This is a genomic window from Methylobacterium sp. J-001, from assembly GCF_022829565.1.
In the GTDB taxonomy this organism is placed as follows: domain Bacteria; phylum Pseudomonadota; class Alphaproteobacteria; order Rhizobiales; family Beijerinckiaceae; genus Methylobacterium.
Genome location: NZ_JAKSYN010000138.1, coordinates 25,428 through 45,629, shown reverse-complemented (window position 1 = coordinate 45,629; position 20,202 = coordinate 25,428). Strand labels below are relative to the sequence as shown.

Sequence of the window (20,202 nt, the reverse complement as noted above, 5' to 3'; positions counted from 1 at the left end):
TATTCGCGGACGGACCGATAGCTCGCCATCGCGTCGGGTTCCGGGGTACGAATGAGCCAGTCCCGCCTCGCGGGATTGCCTTGGCGGTCATCGACTACTCTAAGTCTTTCGCGCCTGCCTCACGCACGGGATAACTGAATGAGACGCTCATGACACAGCGAGGATGCTCGCTATCAACGCCACGCCGATCGCGAGCCAGGCCGCATAGTCGCCGATCAGTCCGCTGTGCAGCAGCTCGAGAGCGCGCGTTGGCACCGATTGTGTGGCGCGGAGCGGGCGGATGACGAGCTTCGGCAACCGCGTCCGAAACAGGCCGTAGCCGGCCCCCGCCAGGGCCAGCGCAACGGAGATCCAAGTCAGCCATGCCGGCCCCTCGGCCTTCGCTGACACGGAAGGCTGATGCATGAAGGCCGAGGCAGCTTCCGGCGTCGCGTTGGCGATCAGGCTTGCCGGCAATCCGACATCAAAGGCTAACAGGACGCAGCACGGTCCTAGCATCACCCACAGCGGACGGTTGGCCTTCTCGCGCTCGTCCTCGCTCGGCGCCCCGCCCTCGTCGCCGGGATCGGGCCCGAGTCCGAGAAAGATGCGGCCTGTCGCCCGTAGAACGGCTGCCCCCGTCAGCCCCGCGCCGATGGCGCCAGCGGCGAGCGCGATCCAGCGCTCTTGGTGCCAAAGCGCGCCCTGGACGAGACGCGTACCTTGGTCGAGGACGCCGATCGGCAGGCCGCATAGCAGGAGGCCGGCCAGAGCCATCGCGAATCCGGCTGGCCCGATCCCACGTCCGAGGCCCCGCAGAGCAATCTCGTCGATACTGGCCCGGGTTGCCAGCAGGATGCCGGCAATCATGAACAACGCGCCTTTTACCAGACCGTGACCCACGACGTAGACCAGCATCCCTCCTGTGCCAGCCGGCGAAAGGGCTCCCAGGGCGGTGAGCATGATCCCGGCATGCGAGATCGTCGAAAAGGCCAGCATTCGCTTCATGTGGCGTTGCAGCAGCGCCATCCAGCCGCCGAGGATGGCGGTGATGCTGCCTAACCCCTCGAGAAGAGTTGGTAGAGCATGCTGGACTTGGTCGGAGCCGGCGAAAACAACGGCGCTCACCTTCGCGAGGCCGAAGAGTCCTAATGACACCATCGCGCCAGAGAAGATCACTGAAACCGGGCTCGGCGCCACCGCGTGAGCGTCCGCAAGCCAGAACTGGAACGGTACGATCGCGCCTTTGATCATCAGAGCGGTCGCCACTAGGCAGAAAGCCCCGGCCACTACCGGATCCCGACCGCCGCGTCCCACCGCAGATGCGATGCCTTCAAAGTCAAGGCTGCCGGTCTGGGCGTAAATCAACCCGATGCCGCCGAGCATCAAGAAGCCGGCGAGGCTGTTGATGACGGTGAAATTGATCGCACCCGAGAGGGCGGATTTCTCCAGATGGTAGGCGGTGAGTGCAAAGGCAGCGACGCTCATCACCTCGAACCACACGAACAGGTTGAACATGTCGCGGGTGAAACAGAACCCGATCATGGCGGCCAGGAACAGCAGCATCAGGATGTGAAAGTGACCGTGGGTCCGGTCGAAAAAGCCCCACGCGAAGATGAAGGTTAATACGTAGAGCACGCCGATGAAGGCCGCGATCCAGCCGCTAGCCGCGTCCACGCCGAAGCCAATTCCGAGATGGACGCCGTCACGCGGCTCCCAGCCGCCGAACCAGTAGACCAGGGGACCGTCGGCAGCGTGAACAGCGATCATGCCGGACAGAATCGCGACGCTGAGCGCGGCGAGCGTCGCCAGGATGTCGGGCAGCCGGCCGGGCAGCAGGTGGGCGGTCGCCAGCATCACCGCGCAGAAGACCAGCGGGATGGCGACCGGCAGGGGGAGAAGCGCGGAGGGCCCGAGGGTCACAAGACTGTCCGCTTACCGTCGTGTCCGCGGTCCGATCCCTCGGCGCGGTCGGAGCCCTGCCGGGCGCGCATGGGGCGGAGCTTCTCTGGGTCGAGGCTACCGCTACGCTTGTACACTTGGATCGTCAGCACGAGGAGCAGGGCTGTTAGGGTCGCGCCGACCACGATGTCGGTGAGCACCAGCGCCTGCATGACCGGATCGACGGCTGGCGTGCCCGGAGGGTGATCGTAGAAGATCGGCGCGATGCTGCCCCAGCGGTAGCCGAGGCCGAGCAGCAGCACGTAGGTCGCCGACTGGCAGACGCCGAGGCAACCCACGAGGTGGATTAAGTTCCGGCTCGTGGCGATGCCATAGAGGCCTGCGCCGAACAGCCACACAGCGACGGCATAAGGCAGGATGTTCGAGACCACACTCACGCGGATTCCTCTCCGGGCTCGTCGAGCTCGTCCGCTTCGCGGGTCTCTTCCATGAATTCCAGGAAGAGCTGAGTGAAGCCCCCCGCCACCGCTAAGGCGACGCCGAGATTCTCGACGAGCATCAGGCCGCCCGACATCAGGTCGCGGAAGGTACCGAGCGGCATTATGTTCTGCATGAAGGCGGCACCGGTCAGCATCGGTGCCAACCCACACAGGGTGAAGAGCAGGGCGCCCCCGCCCTCCAGCCCATCGAGCCAGTGGCTGCGCACCGCGTCGCGCCAGCCAGCATAGCCCTCGCCGAGGTAGATTATCAGCGTCCCGGATGCGAGGATCACGCCGCCCTGGAAGCCCCCGCCTGGGGTAACGGTCGCGTGCACTACCACATACAAGCCGAACAGGGCCGTGAGCGGGCCCGCGATCCGGCACACGAGCACCACGGCCTCGGAGCGCGGTATTACCGCACGTCCAGGCCGGCGCAGGGCACGCTCGGTGTTGCCCTCGCCGCGGCGGCCACGCAACAGCACCACCGTCCCGGTGATGGCGGCGAGCAGCATGAACTCCTCGCCCAGAGTGTCGAGCCCGCGCAGATCGAAGTTGATCGCGCTGACCATGTTGGCGACGTGCCGCGCCTCTGGCGTGATTGCGTTGATGCGTTCGCCGTACTGGGCGATCGTGGCACCGAAGGGCGGCAGTCCGGTGATCACCGCTGCGGCGCCCGGGAGCAGGACTACGCCGGCCAGGGCGAGCAATGCGACGCGAATACGCGGTGTCACGACTCCTTCCCGGGTAGCTGATTGCGTACCGCCATGAGCGCCACGAGGTAGAGGAGCGGCACCGCCGCCGAGCCGACTGCCAGCTCCGATAGAGCGACATCCGGGGCCTGCAGCGCGTCGAAAAGGATCGTCAGGACGAGCCCGTTGACCGCGATGACGAAGACCTGTCGGGTGGGATCCCGGACGAGCACCACGGCGGTTCCCGAGAGGGCAGTGAGCAGGAAGAGCAGGGGCAGGATCGCGCTCATGCCGAGCGCCCTTCGCGCATCAGCATGGCCCGGCCGGACACATGCGATAGCACCGCCGCCCAAGCGAGGAAGACGACCATTATCAGCAGGATCTTCACCGAACGCCCTGAGACGCCGTCCGCCAGGAAGGCCGCCGCCGTTACGAGGACGGAGGTCGTGACGTTGAGGAAGGCGAGGACGTGCAGCCGTTCGAGTGCTCGGGGCAGGCGCCACAAGGCGAGAGACGCCAGCCACGTAATGGCTATGGTGAGGCTCAGCAGTAAGCCGATCGCGAGGGTCATATCCAGCGCTCCAGGAAAACCGCTAGAAGCATCGTGCCGGGCAGACTGAGCAGCACGAGTGTCAGGGCGAGATCGGTGATCGACGCCTGATCTGTGGCGAAGGCCATCAGTGTCAGGATCAGCACCGTGACGGTGCCGGCGAACTGGTAGGCGGCGAAACGCTGGCTGGGGCTGCCGCGCCACGCCAGCATCACCGCGAGGGTGAAGGGCGGCATCAGCGCCAGGATGGCGGCCGTCCAGATCGTCACGGCGCCTCGCTCCTCAGGGCGTGCGTCGTCACTGTCCCGTGAGCGCGGTCCAGGTTGAGCACGAAGCTGTCCGGAGCCAGGGACGCGGCGAGCAGACCGACGGCTCGCGCGGCCCGAGCTGTCGGCCCGTCCGGCGTCGCCCAGCCCAGGCCGGCCACGCTGCGCTCGCAGATTTTTCCGCCCGCACCACACGTGCGCACGGCCTCTATCAGGTGACGCCCCGCTTGGGCGGTTTGTCGGGGCAGGTTGAGGATCGCGGCCCCGAGCGGGCGAAGCGCCGCTCGATCGAAGCGGAACCGCAAGCCGCTACGCCGCCCGACGCCCCACCACCAGGCCGTACCGAGCGTGGCGCAAACGATCGCGGCCAAGCCCTCGTTGACGCTCACCGTACCGGCAAAAACGAGGTAGGTAAGGGCGAGAGCAATCCAGATCGCCACAGCGTCGCGCGTCGACTGCTCCCCGATGCTTCTGATTGGTCCTACCTGCATCGACCCCGCCCGCATCGATCCTGAACGAAGTGCGTCACGCGAAGCGTGGCCATGCACCCGCCGTGCACTAACCGTGGCCGCACTGATGCCGTTCCTGGAATTCGGAGACACAGATTTGTGTAGGAAGGTATCGGCTCACCGGGGTGCGCCTTATTCCCCTACCGTCATACCCTGCGCTGCTTTGGTCAGCGGGCCTGAAATGAGGGGGCGGAAGATGCATCGATCTGGACTGCCCCTCCTGTAGGGCGCCACGTTGCAGAAAGAGTTGTTGGCGCAAGGCAGTCCCTGGGTCGGGTGAGCACAGCCATCCGGAACGATCGATGAAAGACGAGATCGTTGACATCCGCTTCCTTCGTGCGGGTCGGACCTGAGTGAGCCTGTCTGCTTATCCAGCCGATCTACTTCGAAGCAAACCAGCGGTTTTAGGCCAGCTTCGGTGGTTTTGGCGGACGCCTCTGAACGGCTGGGTTAGTGGGTTTCTAACGGTCTGCTTCACAGCAGCGGATGCATGAAAATCAAAGTAGACCACAGCCACAGGGGCCCCTCCCGACCCGCGACAGACCGCCGACTGGCTTCGTCAAGGTCCACTGGACGGTAAGGCTTAGTCGTAATTACTCCTTCGTGTGAAGCGCAATTTCTTGCGAGCTCCGGAACGTCCACCGGACGCCAGGTAACGGAAATTTGTTGTGGTAATTGAGAGCCAATTTGCAATTCGGGAGTTAGGGCGATGGATCACCATTGTGAGGTTTTGTTTTGAAACTTCACTGTAAAGCAGAAAGGTTTCGTTTTGCGCATATCATTCGTCTCGGTCGCGGCATTCATGGCACTTAGTGTTGTTTCACTTGCAACACCAGCCTCTGCCGCCGTAATCAATTCAGGTATCGCCTCGGCTCCTTCCAGTATGATCACTAACGTACGCATGCAGCGTCGCATGACCAGTTATCACATGCGGCATCAGATGGCTCGTCGTCGTTTCGAGCATCGGAGAATGTGGGGCAACTGAATAACTACTGAGCTGCTGGTTTGGCTAGTACACGAACCAGCAGCTCAGGATGATAGATTTTTGTATAGTTTATATCCCATCATAATCGGCGTGCATATTTAACCCCGGTAAATCGCCATCAGCAGGTGGGATGACAGCGCCCATCTATTGTGCTGCCGTTCGAAAGCTGGCCGGGCGAGATCCATCCTGGGCCCGAGTCGTCGGACGGTCGGCGAATGACCGCTAAGGGAAGCGCCGATAGCTGTCCCAACGACCGACATGGGTCGAGGCTGTCGTCTAATCGCCCGGTATAAAGCAATTCCTCTTTGGATAGTCTGGCTGTCGTTTGCCGGGAGCACGGTCGTCTTTGCGGTCGGCATGAGCCGCCGCATGATGGGGCTTCGCAGGATGAACCTTCCGATGTGTGACGCGCTCGATGGACCGGTGAGGATCTCAGGGTGCAACAGCCTCGGCGGAATGGTTCGCTCACGTCCCGGCAGGGACGCCTTGACGCGCTTTGACGCGTGGCAAGCTCGGGGGTTCTGGGATCAGGCCACGGCAGCCTTCGCCAGGCAGGGCTGGCCGGACCGCAACATGGCATGCATGACGACAGCCAGTTTGCGCGCGACGGCTACGGCGGCACGCTTGAAGCCCAGCCGCTCGCGCAGCTTCAGCCCCCAGGCGTGCAGGTCGCTGTCCACTCGGCTTCGCGTCAGTAGAACGGTTGCGGCTTCGTAGAAGAGCCCCCGCATAAGCGCGTCTCCTCTCCGGGAGATGAGGCCGTCATAGTCGATCTCGCCCGACTGATAACGTCGCGTCGTCAGCCCGAACCAGGCGGCGACGGAACGTGACGATCTGAAGTTCGCAGGACCCTCGATCGCGGTCACGAAGGCGGGTGCGGTGATCTCCCCGATCCCGGAGATCGCCATCAGACGCTGGCAGGCTTGGCTTTGCCAGGCACTGGCCAGGAGCTGGCGCCCGAGTTCCGCCGCCCGCCGGCGAACCGCACCCCAGGCCTCCAGCAGCGGGAGGATGACGCGAGCGAGACCGTCCTAGTCCGAGAACAGACGTCGAACCTCCGCCTCGAACGATCTGCCCTTTGCGCCCGGCACGATCAAGCCGAACGTCTTTATCAGACCGCAGATCTCATTGGAGAGTTCGGTCGTCATCCGCACGAGCTTGTCCCGCCCGGCGACCAGCGTCCGCACAAGCGTGCTGTCGTATCCCTTCACACAGACTTCGCGAAAGAAGCCGACCTCGGCCAGATGAGCCAAACCATCGGCATCGTTGGCGCCGGTCTTGTTGGCGGCCATGTCGAGGGCAGCTTTGCCATGGCGAGCGTCGATATAGATCGCCGGAAGACCTTCCGCCGTGAGGGCATGGAAGAACCAGATCGACAAGGACCCCGTCTCGAACACGATCTGTCGAGCTTCGGGGGCGTGCGTGCGCACAGCCCCGGCAATGACGACGGGATCGAAGGCGCACTTACCCGGCCAAATCCGCTGACCGTCGCGCCGCACACAGATCGCAATGTCTTTCAACGACACATCGGGACCGATATACTCGCTCATGGTCGTTCTCCGCTCAATGTATAGGCCCGGCGTCCAGTTGTGAGCCCGCACCTTCATCCTGCCGGGAACAACCATCTCTTCCATTGTAGACCGCCTCACTCCGGCCCTGAGGGGAACGCTCAAGCGATTACCTCATGTGTGAAAACTCATGGCTTGTTGAAGAATTTCCCTGGTGCGCCCCGGGTCGCAGCCAGCGCAGGCATTCCGACGGCATCACCGCCGCCATACAGGATGCTCAAATGGCAGCAGCGTAGGAGATTGTTCCACAATTTCGGCTTGGACCTAAGTTTTCACGCAGCCTGCACTCCAAGCCGAAGTTGCTTGATGGCGGACCAATGGCCGCTTTCGGGAAGCGCCGATGGCGCCCCAGGCAATCGAGTTGGGTCGGTAGGAAGCCGTCTGCTTTCTCGCCGCACAGCTCCGAAGCGGACCGGCAGCTATCGGCCAATCTGGTCCTTTCCAGCCCGATCAGATCCCAGACAAGCAGACCTTCCGAATGCCCGCGGCGACCGCCCATTGTGTGCATCCGCAAACCGCCGTATGCGCGACGGCGATGCCCAGGCGATCAACGCGCACCATCCGGTACGATAGCCTCTTTGACGAGGTCAGCTTGCGCCTCCCTCTGTTCGAGGGCCTCTCTGGCGACAACATTCAGCATCTCTCAGCCTTGGGATTCGGTCGCGGCTTCCTGACAGCCTCCCTCCGAGCCCGCCTGCGCAAAGCAGGATTTCGCGACCTATCTCATTTGGCTCAGTCTTCTCCCGAAGAGATCGCTCGCATCAGGAAATTCGGACCGGTCCGGGTCGAGCTTATTCGAACTTTCATCCTCGATGAGATTGCACATTGGCTGCCGAGCGCACGTCAGACGCACGCAGTCGCGGCTACCAGGGAACGAAGGCTCGAGCTGCTGCGCGAAACGCAAATCAAACGTCTGGCACTGGACGCCGACAAGATCGCAGCGCTCGGGTTCGCTGGCAGCTCTTGTGCGGATATGGCCGGCCGTTCGCGCCTCAACCTCCTCGGTACAGGACTTGTGACGCCCATCGACGTAGACTGTTTCGTCATGACGCTCGCCCGTTTTCTGGGAGCGTGCAGGACGTCCGCTCGTTACCCCGGCGACGGGGCAAGGGAAGCGCTGTCAGCGGAAATGGAGACAACCGAGGTCCGTCGTGCCGCATTGCTGGCGGACCAGGATCGTGAATGGGAGGAGGCCGCTCCAGCCAGAGATTGGCGTCGGATTGGCATAGTTCGGAGGGTTTAGGGCGACGATAACATGCGGACTCGACAGGACCGTGGGGAACTCGCTGAGCTAGGCAGTATCAATCACAGAGTTGGATTAAGCGAACCGCAAGCGGACCCTCTGTATTTCGGAGAAGGGTAGGGAGCGGAAGTTATGTCAAAGCTCAGAAGGGAACCTTTGGAGTTGCGCCCGTCCGGGGACGTCCGAGGCCTTCGCCTTGATTGAAGCGGACCTCGGTACGATCCATCAATCCTCATGGTGGGAAATGCGTTCACCATCCGCAAACCCTGGTTAACGCGCCTCGGCCAATGAAGGTCGGCACGGTCTCACTCGGGGCATCGGCGTCTACCTCAACGAACGATGAGCCGCCGGCGAAGCGCCCCGTGTCGTCCGAGATCAGCTGTTGATTCAAAGCGCGGATGGGCCAGTTCCACCACGCCCTCATTTAGTCGGTAGCTCAGTTTTCCGCAACGGTGGTCCAAATTGTCAAGGCGCAGTGAGCGCTCGGCATGCCGCAAAATTACGCATTGAAGGCTGTTCAGAACCGTCGAGGACAGCAAAGGTAAATAAAATGAGCGCATATGGTGAATTGTATCTCCATGTTTCTGGCCATTCTCGGGAACAACATCATCAAATTGCCGCACTGGCCCGATGAATGCATAATACGATATGCTTCTGTACGCGTCCGTTAGGACCCGTCGACCGGATTGATCAAGGCGAATTCAAGGTATGGCGGCGATCGTCCGACTGGCCCTGCTGCGGCCCTACACATTCGTCGTGATGTCGATCCTGATCCTGATCTTCGGGGTCATGGCGATCGTGCGCACCCCGACCGACATCTTCCCCCGGATCGGCATCCCGGTGATCAGCGTCGTCTGGCAGTACACCGGGTTGCAGCCCGACGACATGGCGGGGCGCATCGTCTCGGTGTTCGAGCGCTCGCTGACCACCACAGTCAACGACATCGAGCACATCGAATCCCAGTCGGTCCCGGGCTACGGGATCGTGAAGATCTATTTCCAGCCCGGCGTCGACATCACTGCAGCCCAGGCGCAGGTCACATCCATCTCGCAGACGCAGCTCAAGCAGCTGCCGCCGGGCGTCACGCCGCCCCTGATGCTCGCCTACAACGCGTCGAGCGTGCCGATCATCCAGCTCGCCCTGTCCAGCGACAGCCTCTCGCAGACGGCGCTCAACGACCTCGCGCAGAACTTCATCCGGCCTCAACTCACCACGATCCCCGGGGCGCAGTTGCCCTACGCCTACGGCGGCGCCGCGCGCCAAGTGCAGATCGATCTCGACCAGTCGGCGCTGCACGCCCACGGCCTGTCGGCGGCCGACGTCGGCGCAGCCTTGGCCCGGCAGAACCTGATCAACCCGGTAGGCACCCAGAAGATCGGGACCTTCGAGTGGATCGTCGACCTCAACGACTCACCCAAGACCATCGAGGCGTTCAACGACCTGCCGGTCAAGGTCGTGGACAGCGCCGTGGTTTTCATGCGGGACGTCGCCCACGTGCGCAACGGCTCGCCGCCCCAGACCAACGTCGTCCAGCTCGACGGCAAGAAGGGCGTGCTGATGTCGATCCTCAAGATCGGCAACGCCTCGACCTTGGACATCATCGCCGACGTCAAGGCGCGCCTGCCCGCCATCCAGGCGGGGCTGCCGACGGGCGTCGACCTCAAGTACGTGGCCGACCAGTCGGGCTTCGTGCGCGAGTCCGTTGTGGCGGTGGTTCGCGAGGGGGTCATAGCCGCGGCGCTGACCGGCCTGATGATTCTGGTCTTCCTGGGCAGCTGGCGCTCGACCCTGATCATCACCGTGTCGATCCCGCTCGCCGTGCTGTGCTCGCTGATCGCGCTCTCGGCGCTCGGGCAGACCATCAACGTGATGACGCTTGGCGGGCTCGCCCTGGCGGTCGGCATCCTGGTGGATGACGCCACCGTGACCATCGAGAACATCAATCGACACATGGAGGAGTTCGGCGAGGACATCGTCACCGCTATCACCCGCGGGGCGCAGGAGATCATGCCGCCGGCCACCGTCGCCCTGTTTTGCATCTGCATCGCCTTCGTGCCGCTTCTGGCGCTAGGCGGCGTGGCAGGCTTCCTGTTCCGGCCGCTGGCGATGGCGGTGGTGTTCGCGATGATCGCGTCCTACGCGCTTACCTACACCCTGGTGCCGACGCTGGCGCGCTACCTGCTGACCGAGCACGCACACGGACAGGATTCGGCCGGCAAGCCCAGCTTCTTCGCCCGGTTTCAGCGGGGCTTCGAGCGCCGCTTCGAGGCCCTGCGGCAGGCTTATCTCGGGCTGCTCGGCTTGGCGCTGTCGCTCCGGAAGTCCTTCGCGGTCGGCTTCCTCGCGGTGGTCGGCCTGTCGTTCGGCCTCGTCCCCTATCTCGGGCGGGACTTCTTTCCGGACATGGATGCGGGGGCGCTACGCATCCACCTGCGGGCTCCCACGGGCACGCGCATCGAGGAGATGACGGCGTTGACCGGGCGGGTCGAGGGAAGACTGCGCACGCTGATCCCGCTGGGACGCGTGGCTAGCGTTGTCAACAACATCGGCCTTCCGATCAGTGGCATCAACATTTCCTACGGCAACAGCGGCACCATCGGCACCTTCGACGCCGACATGCTTGTGACCCTCGACGAGGCCGGAGGCGGCGGGGAGGGCGGGCGATCGACCGCGGCCCTGACCCGACAGCTGCGCGAGCGTCTGCCGCAGGATTTTCCAGGCGTGACTTTCGCGTTCCTGCCCGCCGACATCGTCAGCCAGATCCTGAACTTCGGCTCCCCCGCCGCGCTGGACGTGCAGGTCGCCAGCCGCGACGTGGCGGGGGGCCGCGCCTACGCCAACACGCTCCTGGCCCGGGTTCGCCGCGTGGCCGGCGTGGCGGACGCCCGCATCCAGGAGCAGGCGCGCAACCCCGCGCTGCGGGTCGATTTCGACCGTGCGCTTGCCGGGGTCGTCGGCCTGACCGAGGGCGACGCGGCCGCGAGCCTCCAAGCGACGCTGTCGGGCAGTACGCAGACCGCCCCGACCTATTGGCTCGACCCGCGCAACGGCGTGTCTTACCCTGTCTCAGTCCAGACGCCGCAATATTCGATCGACACGCTGGGCGCGCTCAACAACCTGCCGATCACCGCCGCCCGCTCGGAGCAGCTCCTGGGGGGCTTGGCGACGATCCGCCCGGAGCCGCTCAGCGCGGTGGCGACCGACTACAACATCGCCCCCACCGTCAACATCCTGGCCACGACGCAGGACCGAGATCTCGGCGGCGTCACCGCGGACATCCAGCGGGCGATCGACGAGACGCGGGCCGACCTACCGAAGGGGGCGACCGTCACGGTGCGCGGGCAGGCGGTGACCATGGCGCAAGCCTACCAGCAACTGCTCGTGGGCCTCGCCTTCGCGATCGTGCTCATCTACCTGCTCATCGTCGTCAACTTCCAGTCCTGGGTCGACCCGTTCGTCATCGTGACGGCGCTGCCAGCGGCGCTCGCCGGCATCGTGTGGATGCTGTTCGCCACGCACACCCACGTCTCTGTGCCGGCGTTGACGGGGGCGATCATGTGCATGGGTGTCGCGACCGCCAACTCGATTCTAGTCATCAGCTTCGCCCGCGAACAGCTCGACGCGGGACGCACGGCGATCGAGGCTGCCCTGGCGGCCGGGGCGACGCGTCTGCGGCCTGTGTTGATGACCGCGCTGGCGATGATGATCGGCATGGCGCCGATGGCGATCGAGCCGGGTCAGAACGCGCCGCTCGGCCGCGCCGTGATCGGCGGACTGCTGTTCGCCACGCTTGCGACGTTGTTCTTCGTGCCGGTGGTCTTCGGCATCGTGCATGGACGGCCCCGCCGCGCCGGGGCCCGACGCGAAGACGCTTCCCCCCAAGCCCTCTCATCCCCATCAGCCTAACCCCAGATCTCGCATGCACCCCACCCAACACGTCAAATCCGAGGACGCCGCGCACGCGGGCGCCGAGCCAGCTGTCGCATCGCCTCGCCTTCCATCGGGGCGCCGGGTCGGCCTGCTGCTGGCGGGCGTGGCAATCGGCGCCGCGGCGCTCGCCTGGGTCGGCATCAACGACCGGGCGAAGGGGATGCAGGAGGTCGCGAGCTGGACCGAACAGCAAGCAGTACCCACCGTCCGTGTAGTGCACGCGCGGCGCGGGCCCATGGACGAAGACCTGACCCTGCCCGGCTCGCTGAGCGCCTTCTACACTGGTACGTTGTATGCCCGCGCTAGCGGCTACGTCACGGCTTGGCACCGGGACATCGGCGCACGCGTGCGCAAGGACGAGGTCCTGGCCGAGATCTCGGCGCCCGACCTCGACCAGCAACTCGCCGAGGCGCGCGCTACCCTCGTTCAGCTCCAGGCTGCGGTCGACCAAGCCCAAGCGAACGCCGATCTCAGTGCGGCCACCAACAAGCGCACCGCCCGCCTGGTAACGCAGGGCTGGTCTAGCGAGGAGCGCGGCGACACCGACCGCTTCACCGCGGCCTCGCGTACGGCGGCCCTATCTGTGGCCAAAGCAAACATCGTCGCCCAGCAGGCAAACGTCGGGCGTTTGGAGGAACTGACACGATTCAAGGAGGTCCGAGCACCCTTCGACGGCGTCGTAACCGCGCGCAACGTTGACATCGGCGACCTGCTCACCGCAGGGGGAACCTCGGGTCGGCCGCTCTATCGGGTCTCGGACCTCCACCGGGTGCGTGCCTACGTGAACGTGCCGCAGGCCTTCCTCGCCGTGATGAGGCCGGGGCTGAAGGCTTCCTTGCACGTGCCAGGGCAGGAGGCATCGTTCGACGCAGAGGTGACCTCGACTGCAAATGCCATCGCGGAAGACTCCCGCAAGGGTCTGGTGGAGCTCCAGGCTGACAATCCGGAAGGCAAACTCTGGCCGGGGGCGTTCGTGGAGGTGCGGTTCCACGTGCCTTCAGACCCGGGGACGCTGCGCGTGTCCGCCACCGCGCTGGTTTTCGACCGCAACGGCACGCAGGTGGCGCAGGTGGGCGACGATCACCGGGTCGCACTTAAGCCTGTGACGCTCGGGCGGAACCTCGGCAACGAGGTCGAGGTGCGCGCTGGCGTGGGCATTACCGATCGGCTTATCGACAACCCTCAGGAGTTCCTGGCCAGCGGAGACGTCGTCCGCGTCGCCGGGGAAGAGACTGCGCCGCGTACCGCCTCAGCGAACTGACGATAGCCTCCATGACCGACGTTCCAGGCCTCCGCGCGGTGCAACTTCACTTGCTGTTGCGACTGGGACAGGCTCCTCTGCAACCGGACAACACGGCGCTTTCGCTGGCCGCCGGCGGCCCCGGCTTGGCAACTTGATGCAGGCATCTGCTTCGCTGCGTCGAACGAGCTACACCTGCCGGACAGCTTCCGACCAAGATTGGTCACGGATGAGGATCAGACTTACCGTAAGCAGACTTTCTGAACTTCGGAAAAAGGTCCTGGCTGTGTCAAAACCTTGCTGATGGTATCTTTTCCGGATCGACCGGAGGATGGCATGGGACGGTTTGTTGTCGGTGCCGAGCGCGATCGGACGACGCTGTTTCCGCCTTGTCTTGAAGACTGGATCGCCGAGGACAACCCGGTCCGCGTGGTCGATGCCTTCGTGGACGCGCTGGATCTCGGCGCGCTCGGCTTCGCGGGCGTCGATGCGGCACGGACGGGACGACCGGGTTACCATCCGGCCGCTCTCCTAAAACTCTACGTCTACGGCTATCTCAACCGGATCCCGTCGAGCCGGCGTCTGGAGCGTGAAGCGGGCCGCAACGTCGAGGTCATGTGGCTGACAGGCCAGCTGTCGCCCGATCACAAGACCATTGCCGAGTTCCGCCGGCAGAACGGACCGGCCATCGGACGCGTCTGTGCCGGCTTCATCGCGTTGTGTCGCGAGATCGGCCTTCTGACGGGGACGCGCGTCGCAATCGACGGGCTCGAAGTTCAAGGCGGTCCTGTCCGTCGTCAGTTCGCGCGCCATCGTGGCCTTCAGTTGGTGGCCCAGTGCACGGGATTGCGCGGAGAGATGACACCCTATGCGCCTTCTCGGGGCAGGGCGCTAATGCGGTCACGCTGAGGTGATTTAGCCGCCTAGTGGACTGCCGAGCCTTCGACCACCGTGCAGATTGCGAGCGCGCCGGAACTCCGCGTCGAGACTGGAGAGGCGGGGCCAGAATGTCACTTGCCTTCGCCGAAGCGCTAGGAGCCCGTCCAAGTAATCCTCTCGACGGCGAGGTTAGAGGGTGATTCACTCGGCTCATGGCTAAGGTGTTTCGCTCCTGGGATGTGGATCAGGGCTGGTTGCTACCGCCCTCGCTGCACGAGTTCGTGCCGCCCGGGCACGTGGCGCACTTCGTTCGCGACACGGTGCGGGAAGCGCTCGACCTCTCGGCCATCCTCGACACCTACACCGAAGAGCGAGGCTACCCACCCTACCATCCGGGGATGATGGTGGCGCTGCTGCTCTACGGCTACAGCCGCGGCTTGTACTCGACGCGTCAGCTCGCCCGGGCCTGCGAGGAACGGGTCGACGTCATGGCGGTGACCGGGCTGAACCGGCCGGACTTCCGCACCATCGCCGACTTCCGCAAGCGCCACCTCGTGGCCCTGTCGGACCTGTTCGTGCAGGTACTGCGCCTGTGCCGCGCGGCTGGTCTGGTCCAGTTCGCCCACGTGGCAGTGGACGGGACCAAGGTGAAAGCCAACGCCTCCCGCCACAAGGCGATGAGCTACGGACGCATGAAGACGGCTGAGCCGGCGCTGGCCGCCGAAGTCGACGCCTGGCTGGAGCAAGCGGGCGAGGCGGACGCGGCCGGGGATGCGGTGCAGGGCGCGAACCGACGGGGCGACGAGACGCCGGACTGGATGGCCGACAAGCAGCGACGGCTGGAGACGATCCGTGCCGCCAAGGCTGCCCTGGGAGCGGAAGCAATCGATCCGCCCAACCCCAAGGACGAGAGCGGGCCGGGTGCATCCTCGGGCATGCGCTGGCAGGGTCGGCCCCTACGTGCCGAGGACGGCGGACGACCGGACCGGGCGCAGCGCAACTTCACTGACCCAGACAGCCGGATCCTGCCGACCCGCGACGGGCTCGTACAGGGCTACAATAGGCAGATCGCCGTCGATGCCGCGCATCAGATCATCGTGGCGCACCGCCTCGTGACAAACGCCGCCGACGCCCGCGCCCTCGTGCCACTCATCGATGACGTCCGCGCTCATCTCGGGCGCAAACCGTGCGAGGTCTCGGGCGATGCAGGCTTTGCCAACGAGGCGAACCTGGCCGCGCTGAAGCAGCGGCGGATCACCCCCTATCTCGCTCCGGGGCGGGCGCGTCACGGCGAGGGCGATGCGACCGGTCGTCGAAGGCTGACGAAGACGCCCCTAATGCGTGCGATGGCTGCGCGGCTGAAGCGGGCTGGCCGCCGGAGCCGCTACCGCCTCAGGAAGCAGATCGTCGAGCCGGTGTTCGGGCAGGTCAAGCAGGCCCGGGGCTTCCGACAGTTCCTGCTACGCGGCCTCGATCAGGTCCGCAGCGAATGGGCGATGATCTGCACCGCCCACAACCTCCTCAAGCTGGCCAAGGCCGGGCACTGAGCATGACGCAGGCTGCTAGCTCGCCCTGATCTCAACCCTGATCTCGATCCGCAAACCTGTTACTCGGACGGGCTCCTAGGGCTTGCAGTTAGGAAGAGGTGCGGGAGGGTGGGCGAGTAGCACTCAGCGAACTCCCAGCTTTCATTCTGGGGACACGCATCGCTTTATCGTCTTCGTGCGTTTCTTATTGGCAATCGCTCAGAACGGAGCGAGTTAGGCGAGCGTACGGAGGCAGAAATGCTACGCGGCGGATTGCTATGGCTAATCTAAAAACCGCTGCACATCATCCTACTTCTATGGTTATTTGGTGTCTTTCACCGAGCTAGGGTGCGCACAAACATGTCCTATACGGTCGAAATCACGATCGCCGAGCCTGCTTCAACCGATGAGGAGGTAGAGACGCGCATGTACCAACTGCCCGATCCCTACGAAACGGTAGCAAGCGCTAGGGAGGCTGCTGCCGTGCACATCGCCAGCCTCAACCTCAAACCGGCGGCGGTGATCTACAGCGTGTTCGATCGCGAAGGCTTCACAGTGGCTTCAAGTGTCGAGGAGTTGGCCGAGGCCGGGTAACGACGCCTTGGACCTGTGATTTCGGCGACCCCGATCAGGCCTGGGCAGAAAAAAGGCCACCCCCGAAGGAGCGGCCCGAAGTCTTGGGAGGAAACGCCCTTGGGAGGGCTGCAGGACCACGATGTCATCGCCGTCCCACAGCATCGACCTATGCACCTTCAGTGCAGCGAACAACCGCCCATAGGTTGTAGCCCGCGCATAAGTGGCGTTGTTTCAGCTCTCAGGTGCGCTTCCACACCATGGCTGGATGCGACCTGCGATCATCAGGCGTGCGCCACTGGCAGCTCGCCCACCTGCGTCGTGTAGCGCGGCGTCCGCATCTCGAACTTCGTGTTCCACCTCCGCTTGGCCACCAGCCCCGAGCGGGCGGGCACTACGGCCCCGCGGCCCCAGCGCGCGTTGCAGGCGTCCATCGCCGCCATGAGCGGCCCTGACCGCTCCCGGTCCATGGCGTCGATCAAGGCCAGCGGGCTGTGCGACAACGGCACTAGGTCGTTGGTGATGATGCCGGCCTTGGAGTACCGCCACGACCGCTGGCCGGGCTCGCGCCAGGTCTTGGCCACCCCGAGCCGTGCTGCCTTAATCAGCACCAGCGTGTCGTTGGTGTGCTCGGGAAGGGTGATGGTGGTGGAGACCGAGCGCATCGGAGCATCCCGATCGTGCTCGCTGGTATGGTAGAAGATCGACACGTGGTTGGTGGCCAGCCCCTCCCGCCGCAGCTTCTCGCCCAGTCGGGTAGCATGTGCGGCCACCGCCTCCTCGAGTACCGCCCGTTCGGTGATGCGGCTGCTAAACGACCGCGTGACCGCGCAGCCCTTCCGTCGGGCCGGCACCATCTCCAAGGGCAGACAGGCGAGCCCGCGCAGCTCGTGGATGATGCGCTCGCCCACTACCGTTAGGCCCTTGCGCACCGGCCGCGAGTCGAGGTCGCGCAGGTCCGCTACGCTCTCTACGCCCATCGCTTCCAGCTTCGCCAGCGAGGCCCGGCCGATACCCCAGACCTCGGCGACATCGATCCGGCAGAGCCAATGCTCGTAGGCGACCGGGTCAGTCAGATCGCATACACCCTGCAGCTCGTGCACGGTCTTGGCGATGTGGTTGGCCAGCTTCGCCAGTGTCTTGGTCGGGCCGATGCCGACACAGGTCGGGATGCCAGTCCAGGCCCGCACCGTGGCGCGCAGATCCCGGGCGAGTTCCTCCCGTAGACCCGGCGCCACGTCCGAGAGGTTCAGGAAGCTCTCGTCTATGGAGTAGATCTCCACCTGCGGGCTGAACTGCCGGTACACAGCGTTGGTGCGCCCCGACATATCACCGTAGAGGGTGTAGTTCGACGAGAAGACGCGCACGCCCTGCCGCCGGCACAGGTCGCGGATCTTGAAGTACGGCTCGCCCATCCGAATACCGAGCGCCTTGGCCTCGGCCGTGCGGGCGATGGCGCAGCCGTCGTTGTTCGAGAGGACGATCACCGGCACCAGGGCGAGCTTCGGATCGAACACGCGCTCGCACGAGCAGTAGAAGCTGTTGCCGTCGATCAAGGCCACGGCGCGGCCGCCACCGATGCGGTCGCGTTGGCGCGGGGCCGGCGCACTCACGACAGCTGCCCGCGGGCGACGTGCCAGCGGATCGAGAAGCGGACCACGCCCCAGATCACGCCCTCGCCGAGTTCGTCGACCGCGAAGGCTGGCAAGGCTGGATTGCAGAACGCCAACCGGGCGACGTTGCCGTCGATCACCAGGCGCTTGCAGCTCATCTGCCCGTCGACCGCCGCAACGACGATGCTACCATGGGACGACGTGAGGCTGCGGTCGACGCAGGCGAGATCCCGGTCGTAGATCCCGGCCCCCTCCATGGACGATCCGGAGATGCGCCATAGGAACGTGGCGGGCGGGTTCGGCACGAGCCAGCGTGGCAGCTCTAGCGCGCCCTCTAGGAAGTCGTCGGCTGGGCTGGGGAAGCCAGCGCATAGGGCCTGCCCGATCAGCGGGACCCGCACGGCGTCGGGACTGCCGACGAGCAACTCGTCGATCCGGTGAGCTGGCATGAGACTCAGCGAGTTCCGGCGTCCACAGCTGGTTCGTACCACCGGGCGTGCATCGCGACCTCCATATCGAATAGAACACACCATGAACAAACACGGCGCGTGAGCGTAGTTCAATGGCTGTGTCGGGCCCCGCCGAGATCGCAGTGGGCGAGTGTGGAAAGGTCGGGAAAAGGCCAATGCCGCGGAGGCTTTACCGCTTCCATTGCCTGGGTGGGGGCGACGCCGCGTTGGATTTGAACGGGCGATGGCTATCGAGCAGCCGCGAGGTCCGACAGCAAGCGGATCGGGTAGCGATCGACCTGATGGCGGGTGGCGGCAGCCAGGACTGGACTGCGTGGATCGTCGATGTGCGAGACGCCGCAGGCCGGTCCGTGCTGATGCGGGCGTTCACTTTGGTGAAGGTGGCCTGCGAGTAGGCGTAGCAGACGGGAGAGACGCAATAGCGATGAAAACCAGCTACGTGGTGCAGCCGTTCGAAATCCACCGCAAGCGCTTGCGTCCTGCCCGCCAGGAGGCCGCTCAGACTGAGAGCGGCGCCCTGAAGAAGGCTGAAAACCTAGCCAACCGTATGCCCGGGGCGGCGGCGCTGAAGGTGGTAGCTGACGACGAGACTGCCGAGCTGGAAGTCGTCACGATCCTCGGGCAGTGAGGCGAGATCCTCGACGACTTCGCCGAGAGCCTGCAGGGCGGATGAAGGTCAGCCGACCTTCGCCTTGAACTCCCAGATCGGCGGTCCCCACATTTTGCCCGGCGTATTCCGGTAGCCAGCGGTCCGCTCGAACACGACCCTCTCAGCCTCGACGGCCTGCGCCTTCTTGCCGGCGATCATCAGCGCACCGCAGTAGTCGACCCGCAGCGTGCCGTGCTCAGGATGCACTCCGAACAGCTGCCGATCCGTCCAGCCGAGCGCGACCGCGTCAGCGCCTAATTGATCGCAGAAGTCGATAGCCGCTTCCCGGAACGTCGCCCACTGCGTCGGCGTGAGGTAGCGACAGGGCGAGGCGCGCTCGGAGATGCGTTCGAGTTGATCGCGCCAGGTGGCGACGGCGGGTGGCAGATCTGACATGCCCCCGGCGGTACGGGCGAATGATTGCCGAAACGGAAAAACCGGCCAGGCGCTGGGCCGGGTGGGCGGATGTCATTAGCGGTGTTCGCCGCCGCTCCCTCGACGGTGAGTGCTCGACCTTTCGTCGCACGCTGGCTTTTCCTCCGAACCGTCAGCGGCGCACGCAGTTGCCGCCTGACCACGATGGAGGAGAGCGCGATGTCGAACCCAGCCAAGGGACAGCACGGCGATGGCCAGCGCCACAGCACGATGAGCGCTAAGGAACAGAAGGCCGCCGAGGTCCAAGAGGCAGGGAGCGCAAAGGCCGACGCAGGCCACCCTGAGGTTCTCGAAGGTGGGAAAGCGGAGTCGACGACCGAGGGCAAGGGGCATCCCAAGTCGGCGGCATCGAATGCACCGGCAGGCGGGACCAGCGACGCGGCCACGACCTCGGCGACAGTTGGCAAGGCTGAGAAGGAGGCTGCGGCTGCGGCCGGCGCCGAAAAGGAGCAGCACGGGCGCGGACACCGGAAATCGGAGTAGCCTTCCCGCATCGAATGATCCGCTCGGCCCCGCCCCGATCTGCTCACGGGGCGGGGGAGCGTCCGATCTCACCAGCGGTCGAGCCGATACGCAACGCGGCTTGGGAACAGGATGAGACCGGGCGGTTCCCGTGGCATGCTGCGTCTTTAACGCTGCCAATCCCAGCCCGGGATTCGAGCATGAAGAAGCCCGCACAGGTGGGTCCCGGGCGAGCTTTTCCAGATCTCAACCCCG

18 protein-coding genes and 2 pseudogenes are annotated in these 20,202 nt (G+C 64.7%); 9 read left to right on the top strand and 11 right to left on the bottom strand.

Annotation, left to right across the window (positions count from 1 at the left end):
* Positions 1 to 147: 147 nt before the first annotated feature.
* The 8 genes and pseudogenes from MKK65_RS18340 to MKK65_RS18305 all read right to left on the bottom strand — a co-directional run bounded on the left by MKK65_RS18340 (position 148) and on the right by MKK65_RS18305 (position 6,909).
* Positions 148 to 1,902, bottom strand: coding sequence for a complex I subunit 5 family protein (locus MKK65_RS18340; RefSeq protein WP_058195238.1), 1,755 nt, complete (start codon positions 1,900 to 1,902; stop codon positions 148 to 150).
* Positions 1,899 to 2,318, bottom strand: a complete 420-nt coding sequence (locus MKK65_RS18335; protein WP_058195235.1) for a sodium:proton antiporter — start codon at positions 2,316 to 2,318, stop codon at positions 1,899 to 1,901. Before MKK65_RS18335 ends, MKK65_RS18340 begins: the two co-directional genes overlap by 4 nt.
* Positions 2,315 to 3,091: an MnhB domain-containing protein gene (locus tag MKK65_RS18330; RefSeq protein ID WP_058195233.1), complete on the bottom strand. Its 777-nt coding sequence runs from the start codon at positions 3,089 to 3,091 to the stop codon at positions 2,315 to 2,317. Before MKK65_RS18330 ends, MKK65_RS18335 begins: the two co-directional genes overlap by 4 nt.
* Positions 3,088 to 3,339, bottom strand: coding sequence for a Na(+)/H(+) antiporter subunit B (locus MKK65_RS18325; RefSeq protein ID WP_058195231.1), 252 nt, complete (start codon positions 3,337 to 3,339; stop codon positions 3,088 to 3,090). Before MKK65_RS18325 ends, MKK65_RS18330 begins: the two co-directional genes overlap by 4 nt.
* Positions 3,336 to 3,620, bottom strand: a complete 285-nt coding sequence (locus MKK65_RS18320) for a monovalent cation/H(+) antiporter subunit G (protein WP_058195229.1) — start codon at positions 3,618 to 3,620, stop codon at positions 3,336 to 3,338. The genes MKK65_RS18325 and MKK65_RS18320 overlap by 4 nt, the downstream gene beginning before the upstream one ends.
* Positions 3,617 to 3,868, bottom strand: a complete 252-nt coding sequence (locus MKK65_RS18315) for a monovalent cation/H+ antiporter complex subunit F (protein WP_082643469.1) — start codon at positions 3,866 to 3,868, stop codon at positions 3,617 to 3,619. The genes MKK65_RS18320 and MKK65_RS18315 overlap by 4 nt, the downstream gene beginning before the upstream one ends.
* A complete protein-coding gene (locus MKK65_RS18310; RefSeq protein ID WP_243959533.1) occupies positions 3,865 to 4,305 on the bottom strand; it encodes a hypothetical protein in 441 nt (146 codons plus the stop codon). Before MKK65_RS18310 ends, MKK65_RS18315 begins: the two co-directional genes overlap by 4 nt.
* A gap of 1,581 nt (positions 4,306 to 5,886) precedes the next feature.
* Positions 5,887 to 6,909: pseudogene (locus MKK65_RS18305) on the bottom strand (IS110 family transposase).
* Between the two features lie 496 nt (positions 6,910 to 7,405).
* On the opposite strand from MKK65_RS18305, the gene MKK65_RS18300 reads away from it, so the two are divergent.
* The 6 genes and pseudogenes from MKK65_RS18300 to MKK65_RS18275 all read left to right on the top strand — a co-directional run bounded on the left by MKK65_RS18300 (position 7,406) and on the right by MKK65_RS18275 (position 16,339).
* Positions 7,406 to 8,170, top strand: a complete 765-nt coding sequence (locus tag MKK65_RS18300; RefSeq protein WP_243959531.1) for a hypothetical protein — start codon at positions 7,406 to 7,408, stop codon at positions 8,168 to 8,170.
* Between the two features lie 708 nt (positions 8,171 to 8,878).
* On the top strand, positions 8,879 to 12,076 hold the full coding sequence (locus MKK65_RS18295; protein ID WP_243959530.1) for an efflux RND transporter permease subunit: 3,198 nt from the start codon (positions 8,879 to 8,881) through the stop codon (positions 12,074 to 12,076).
* A 13-nt stretch (positions 12,077 to 12,089) separates the two neighbouring features.
* Positions 12,090 to 13,361 carry an efflux RND transporter periplasmic adaptor subunit gene (locus tag MKK65_RS18290; protein ID WP_243959529.1) on the top strand — a complete coding sequence of 424 codons (1,272 nt, stop codon included), beginning with the start codon at positions 12,090 to 12,092 and terminating at the stop codon, positions 13,359 to 13,361.
* A 315-nt stretch (positions 13,362 to 13,676) separates the two neighbouring features.
* Positions 13,677 to 14,127 (top strand): annotated as a pseudogene (locus MKK65_RS18285) (transposase); the annotation flags it as partial.
* A 304-nt stretch (positions 14,128 to 14,431) separates the two neighbouring features.
* The gene (locus tag MKK65_RS18280; protein ID WP_243959527.1) at positions 14,432 to 15,766 is read left to right on the top strand and encodes an IS1182 family transposase; all 1,335 of its coding nucleotides are present in this window, start codon (positions 14,432 to 14,434) and stop codon (positions 15,764 to 15,766) included.
* A gap of 339 nt (positions 15,767 to 16,105) precedes the next feature.
* Positions 16,106 to 16,339 carry a hypothetical protein gene (locus MKK65_RS18275; protein ID WP_243959525.1) on the top strand — a complete coding sequence of 78 codons (234 nt, stop codon included), beginning with the start codon at positions 16,106 to 16,108 and terminating at the stop codon, positions 16,337 to 16,339.
* A 263-nt stretch (positions 16,340 to 16,602) separates the two neighbouring features.
* Here the strand turns inward: MKK65_RS18275 and MKK65_RS18270 are convergent, their stop codons facing one another.
* Positions 16,603 to 17,931 (bottom strand): Y-family DNA polymerase, encoded by a 1,329-nt coding sequence (locus tag MKK65_RS18270; protein ID WP_243959523.1) that lies wholly within the window; start codon positions 17,929 to 17,931, stop codon positions 16,603 to 16,605.
* Positions 17,928 to 18,380: a LexA family protein gene (locus MKK65_RS18265; protein ID WP_243959521.1), complete on the bottom strand. Its 453-nt coding sequence runs from the start codon at positions 18,378 to 18,380 to the stop codon at positions 17,928 to 17,930. Before MKK65_RS18265 ends, MKK65_RS18270 begins: the two co-directional genes overlap by 4 nt.
* A gap of 113 nt (positions 18,381 to 18,493) precedes the next feature.
* Between MKK65_RS18265 and MKK65_RS31570 the strand changes: the two genes are divergently transcribed.
* Both MKK65_RS31570 and MKK65_RS18260 read left to right on the top strand, forming a co-directional pair.
* A complete protein-coding gene (locus tag MKK65_RS31570) occupies positions 18,494 to 18,796 on the top strand; it encodes a DUF6894 family protein (protein WP_409565451.1) in 303 nt (100 codons plus the stop codon).
* Between the two features lie 23 nt (positions 18,797 to 18,819).
* Complete coding sequence (locus MKK65_RS18260) at positions 18,820 to 19,029, top strand: hypothetical protein (protein ID WP_243959591.1); 210 nt, start codon at positions 18,820 to 18,822, stop codon at positions 19,027 to 19,029.
* 48 nt (positions 19,030 to 19,077) lie between these two features.
* On the opposite strand, the gene MKK65_RS18255 is transcribed toward MKK65_RS18260, so the two are convergent.
* Positions 19,078 to 19,446 carry a hypothetical protein gene (locus MKK65_RS18255; RefSeq protein ID WP_243959519.1) on the bottom strand — a complete coding sequence of 123 codons (369 nt, stop codon included), beginning with the start codon at positions 19,444 to 19,446 and terminating at the stop codon, positions 19,078 to 19,080.
* Positions 19,447 to 19,644: 198 nt separating this feature from the next.
* Here MKK65_RS18255 and MKK65_RS18250 point away from each other — a divergent pair, with 198 nt between their 5' ends.
* Positions 19,645 to 19,968, top strand: coding sequence for a hypothetical protein (locus MKK65_RS18250; RefSeq protein ID WP_243959517.1), 324 nt, complete (start codon positions 19,645 to 19,647; stop codon positions 19,966 to 19,968).
* Positions 19,969 to 20,202: the final 234 nt, after the last annotated feature.

Excerpts from the sequence above, each read along its gene's own strand:
- MKK65_RS18295 (WP_243959530.1), top strand. The coding sequence starts at position 8,879 with ATGGCGGCGATCGTCCGACTGGCCCTGCTGCGGCCCTACACATTCGTC.
- MKK65_RS31570 (WP_409565451.1), top strand. The coding sequence starts at position 18,494 with ATGGCTGTGTCGGGCCCCGCCGAGATCGCAGTGGGCGAGTGTGGAAAG.
- MKK65_RS18265 (WP_243959521.1), bottom strand. The coding sequence starts at position 18,380 with ATGCCAGCTCACCGGATCGACGAGTTGCTCGTCGGCAGTCCCGACGCC.
- MKK65_RS18300 (WP_243959531.1), top strand. The coding sequence starts at position 7,406 with ATGCCCGCGGCGACCGCCCATTGTGTGCATCCGCAAACCGCCGTATGC.
- MKK65_RS18290 (WP_243959529.1), top strand. The coding sequence starts at position 12,090 with ATGCACCCCACCCAACACGTCAAATCCGAGGACGCCGCGCACGCGGGC.
- MKK65_RS18280 (WP_243959527.1), top strand. The coding sequence starts at position 14,432 with ATGGCTAAGGTGTTTCGCTCCTGGGATGTGGATCAGGGCTGGTTGCTA.
- MKK65_RS18250 (WP_243959517.1), top strand. The coding sequence starts at position 19,645 with ATGTCGAACCCAGCCAAGGGACAGCACGGCGATGGCCAGCGCCACAGC.
- MKK65_RS18255 (WP_243959519.1), bottom strand. The coding sequence starts at position 19,446 with ATGTCAGATCTGCCACCCGCCGTCGCCACCTGGCGCGATCAACTCGAA.
- MKK65_RS18325 (WP_058195231.1), bottom strand. The coding sequence starts at position 3,339 with ATGAGCGCGATCCTGCCCCTGCTCTTCCTGCTCACTGCCCTCTCGGGA.
- MKK65_RS18320 (WP_058195229.1), bottom strand. The coding sequence starts at position 3,620 with ATGACCCTCGCGATCGGCTTACTGCTGAGCCTCACCATAGCCATTACG.
- MKK65_RS18275 (WP_243959525.1), top strand. The coding sequence starts at position 16,106 with ATGTCCTATACGGTCGAAATCACGATCGCCGAGCCTGCTTCAACCGAT.